Source organism: Sphingobacterium shayense (assembly GCF_013179575.1).
Taxonomy (GTDB): Bacteria; Bacteroidota; Bacteroidia; order Sphingobacteriales; family Sphingobacteriaceae; genus Sphingobacterium; species Sphingobacterium shayense.
On sequence record NZ_JABMCQ010000242.1, the window covers coordinates 1 to 4,395 of the forward strand.

Annotated in this window: 5 protein-coding genes; 2 read left to right on the top strand and 3 right to left on the bottom strand. The window is 39.1% G+C overall.

Annotation, left to right across the window (positions count from 1 at the left end; genetic code table 11):
* Positions 1-894: OB-fold nucleic acid binding domain-containing protein (locus tag HP439_RS18020; protein WP_246229409.1), on the top strand; the 894-nt coding region annotated here is incomplete at its 5' end.
* Positions 895-1,002: 108 nt separating this feature from the next.
* Positions 1,003-1,320 carry a thioredoxin gene (trxA, locus tag HP439_RS18025; protein ID WP_172391722.1) on the top strand — a complete coding sequence of 106 codons (318 nt, stop codon included), beginning with the start codon at positions 1,003-1,005 and terminating at the stop codon, positions 1,318-1,320.
* A gap of 62 nt (positions 1,321-1,382) precedes the next feature.
* Here the strand turns inward: trxA and HP439_RS18030 are convergent, their stop codons facing one another.
* Genes HP439_RS18030 through lpxB form a run of 3 tightly spaced genes read right to left on the bottom strand, consistent with a single transcriptional unit; the run spans position 1,383 to position 4,235 of the window.
* Positions 1,383-2,426 carry a YCF48-related protein gene (locus HP439_RS18030; protein WP_172391723.1) on the bottom strand — a complete coding sequence of 348 codons (1,044 nt, stop codon included), beginning with the start codon at positions 2,424-2,426 and terminating at the stop codon, positions 1,383-1,385.
* Between the two features lie 4 nt (positions 2,427-2,430).
* On the bottom strand, positions 2,431-3,066 hold the full coding sequence (locus HP439_RS18035) for a hypothetical protein (protein WP_172391724.1): 636 nt from the start codon (positions 3,064-3,066) through the stop codon (positions 2,431-2,433).
* A 47-nt stretch (positions 3,067-3,113) separates the two neighbouring features.
* Positions 3,114-4,235: a lipid-A-disaccharide synthase gene (lpxB, locus tag HP439_RS18040; RefSeq protein WP_172391725.1), complete on the bottom strand. Its 1,122-nt coding sequence runs from the start codon at positions 4,233-4,235 to the stop codon at positions 3,114-3,116.
* Positions 4,236-4,395 lie beyond the last annotated feature (160 nt).

The following is a 4,395-nucleotide window of genomic DNA, read 5'->3' on the forward strand; positions in this document are numbered from 1 at the left end:
TTTGCAGACACGCACCGTGCGCAGTATTTTTATTGTGACGGCGATAACAGCACGGGATTAGAAAAAGCTATTAAATATGGAAACCGCGTAAAAGAAAACGAAAACTCAGCTCAGGGAAGTCTCTTTGGTGGTTCTGCCGCGACAGAGTTGCCTGAACCGGTACTCGCGCCTTGCGCACAATGGGGTTTAATCGAAAAGCTAAAATACGAGCGTGAAGTTATCGGAATTTATTTAACTAGCCACCCGCTGGATAATTATAAGTTTGAGATAAAACATTTTTGTCAGAATCGGGTGCGAGATTTGCAACTTATTAACAAGGTTAAGGCCAGTGAAGTAGAAGATGATGTTTTACTAGATTTTAACAGAATCAAAAATAAAGAAGTTGTAATTGGAGGCGTCATTGCACTGGCGAACCATCGTATATCAAAGAATGGAAAACCGTTTGGTTCCTTTATTATAGAAGATTATGGCGATTCATTTGAAGTAATGGTTTTCGGTGAAGACTATGTTAAGTTTAAAGGCTACTTGCAGGAAGGATTCTTCGTACAGATTAGAGGCTTGGTTCAAGAACGTTTTAAGCAAGTTGGAAACTGGGGCTTCGAGCTAAAGAATATTCAATTACTTTCAGAACTACGCGATAAAATGGCAAAGAGCTTTACAATTCAAATGCCACTTCACCTACTTGATGAACAGTTAATTAAGACAGTCCACAATTTGATTCATGAAGCTAGGGTAGAGGGCGCCGAATCAAATTGTCAGCTGAAATTCAAAATCTTAGACATGCAGGACGAGCTTGTTATCGAAATGCCGGCAAAATCACTTAGAATTAACCTGACAAACGAGTTTCTCGACGGTATTGAAAATCTCGAAGGACTAAAATATAGATTAAATTGATAGGCTATAGAAATTTTATGAACAGCGAATGACGATTATCCCTCGCTAAATTTTTATCTTTGTATAGTAAGAGATAGAATAATTAAAAAATTTAAAAACGAAAATACTATGGCATTAGAAATTACAGATAGCAATTTTGACGAATTAGTGCTAAAATCAGATAAACCTGTCCTAATCGATTTTTGGGCAGAATGGTGTGGTCCATGTCGTCTAGTAGGCCCGTTAGTGGACGAGATTGCTACGGAGTACGAAGGGAAAGCTGTTGTTGGAAAAGTAAATGTTGATAACAATCCAGATATTTCAGTGAAGTATGGTATCCGTAATATTCCTGCGTTATTATACTTCAAAAATGGGGAGATCGTAGACAAGAATATCGGTGCCGCTCCAAAATCAGTGCTTGTTGAGAAATTAGATAAGCAACTCTAATTCAGAAAGAACAAGAAAATGCCGGTACTATATTGTTAGTCCGGCATTTTTTTATGTTTATTTTAAAATACTATTTTCCCGATCCGATCACTTCCAGCGAGATAAACTGTTGTGGATGATTTATTTGTTGTCAAGCAATGAAATCGTTCGGTAGATATTTGCTTCCAATTGTGCCCTCCATCAGTAGATACATCCGTTCCTGAAGTGCCTGTTGCTATTAAATAATCTTTGTCTATATATTTTACACAAGATTTGAAGCCGGAGATAGGCGTAATCGGCTTTTCCCAATTAAGCCCTCCATCACGCGTGATCACAACAGCATCCGTTGTAACAGTATCGTTTAAATAGTCTCCGCCTACCGCAATAATGGTTTTTCTATCCCAACAGTCAATCGAAAATATTCCGGTACTCGCAGCTCCTTGAATCATAGGAACCGGAAATTTTAATACGGCAAGTCTTTTCCCAGCCTTTCGTATAAAAAAATTTGATGTGATACCACCTGTACCTATATACAGATATTTGCCAATTAGTTTGAGGGAGCTACCGCTGGCTGCAAAAGCCGCTTCTCCATCATCGGCAAATAGGTACATCGAACTAGAAACGTCGTTCCATGTTTTTCCCCTATCATTAGTTTCTAACAGTTGAAAGTTTCCGTCAATTGGATCTCCAAGAACAAAACCATGATCGCCGTCGAAGTCCATACCATCTAAAAAAATAGCGGGACGCACATCCCTATATACTTCAGACCAGGATTGTCCCGCATCTTCGGTACGAAGAATGACAGCGGGACTACCAGCTGATACTATAATAGCCTCATTTTTAGAAAACACTTCGATATCACGAAAATCGAACTCCGAATATCCGGAAGGGGATACCCACTGCCATGTATTACCTGCATCTATACTACGACCGACTGTCCCCAGACTACCTGAAACCCATATTTGATTGTTCCCAAACGAAGAAATACCGCGAAAACTTACGCCTTCTTTTCTAACAAGGACTTCAACTTCCTGCGCATATAATGCATTAAAACAACCGAAAAACAGCAAGCAAAGTAATGCTATTTTATTTGTATTTCTTTTAGTAACCTTATTGTCGTTGTTCATTAAATTAAGGCTTAACTTCAATCGTAACGGTACCTTCCTTACCGGGCGATCCGGAATAAATCTGTCCTTGTGGCACTCCCCGGAGGCCTGATGGCGCTGTTTTAATACGCGAATAAATCTGGTTCAAATCAGTTGTAGGATTTGTGGTCCTGCCTCCAGGCGTAACGTCGACGCGCAAATAATTATCCGCATTTTTATCCTCTGTTTGCGGTACTATTCCTGAAGCTGCATAACGGAAAATGACATTACCTCCGTCTCCATTATCATTTGTTTTAGTCCCGTTAATTGCATCTTGTCCTTTAGCAATAACATATAGCGATCCTAAAGATTGAATAGCAATATCGATATTAAAATTCGAAGCATTATTTTTAGCACCGGAGCCGCTAATAAACGCTTTTTTCCCAATTTGGGCATGTTTGACAACCAGCTTTACGTCCTTTTTCCCAATAAATTGAATCGACGATTTGTCTTTCATGATCAACGTATCGATATAAATAACAGCCGTGGAATCTCTAGAGTTGAAATATTTCTTTTTCTTTTTCCCTAACTCTAACTTGGTAATATGCTCTTCTTGAACTTGACCTAACGAAACTGTCGAAAAGCAAATAAATACCGCGGTCAATAGATGAATGATTCTCATAGTCTATATGTTTTAATATCAATTAGAGCATGTCAAACAAAAAAAGTTTAATCTTCCAGGACTCCAGAATAACCGGCGATCAGTTTAGCGGCTTTTTCCGACGCACCTGGAGTACCTAATTTTTCTGCGAGCAATTCGTAATTCTCCATTACGCTCGCTCGGTGTTCGTCGTTATTTAAAAGCTCATTGAGTTCATCACCAATTGATCTCGTATTGCATTCCTTCTGTATAAGTTCGCGTACCGATAAAAATCCGTTAATTAAATTCACAAGCGAAATGAATTCAACCTTTATCACAAGTCGAGCTATAAAAACTGAAATTTTATTCGCTTTATATACCACGACCTGAGGCACTTTCAAAATCCCCGTCTCTAGAGTTGCCGTCCCACTCGTAACCACCGCCGCCTGCGCATGTTGCAAAAGATCATAGGTTTGGTCGAAAACTACGTGAATAGGAAGATCGCCGATAAAGGTTTTATAAAATTCCTCATTAAAATTGGGAGCGCCAGCGACAACAAATTGATGCGCCGGAAACAGGTAGTATAAATCGACCATCTCTGGTAATAGTTGTTCGATCTCCATTTTACGACTTCCGGGCAACAGCGCTATAATCGGCCGTTCGTTAAGTGCGTTTGCTTTTCTAAAATCTGTATTTGGTTTATGCGCTGCAATAGCATCGAGTAAAGGATTACCTACATAGTCGACTTGATAATCATATTGCTTATAGAAATCTACTTCAAAAGGCAGAATGCACAACATGTGATCTACTACCTTTTTTATTTTGTGCACACGTCCCTGATTCCATGCCCAGATTTTGGGAGAAATATAATAACATACTTTGATACCTTTCTTCTTGGCAAATGAAGCAATTTTCATGTTAAACCCCGGAAAATCAATAAGAATTAGCGTATCGGGTTTATAGAGCTCAATATCCGCTTTAACTTTCCTGAGGTTTTTTCGAATTGCCGATAGGTTTTTAATAACCTCGATGAAGCCCATGAACGCCATTTCGGAGGTATGGATGAGTGGTTCCATGCTGGCAGCGTTACGCATTTGATTTCCTCCAACAATACGACATTCAAATGCCGGATCATAGCGTTTCAATGCGTTGATAAGATTTGCTCCATGTAAATCACCAGATGTTTCTCCCGCGATTAGATAATACTTCATCGTATGTTATTTTCGTTTTATATACCGAGTTCAATTTGAAATATACCACCCCACTTATTACCTTGATGACTGTTGCCGAAATCCCCGTTACTTACAGTATAATTTGCATTCAACTGTAGTTTCAGGCGATGCGCTTTAATATACTTTGTAAGACCAAGTT

What these genes read in the sequence shown, in the direction of transcription:
- trxA (WP_172391722.1), top strand. Translation starts at nt 1,003, where the DNA reads ATGGCATTAGAAATTACAGATAGCAATTTTGACGAATTAGTGCTAAAA.
- HP439_RS18030 (WP_172391723.1), bottom strand. Translation starts at nt 2,426, where the DNA reads ATGAACAACGACAATAAGGTTACTAAAAGAAATACAAATAAAATAGCA.
- HP439_RS18035 (WP_172391724.1), bottom strand. Translation starts at nt 3,066, where the DNA reads ATGAGAATCATTCATCTATTGACCGCGGTATTTATTTGCTTTTCGACA.
- lpxB (WP_172391725.1), bottom strand. Translation starts at nt 4,235, where the DNA reads ATGAAGTATTATCTAATCGCGGGAGAAACATCTGGTGATTTACATGGA.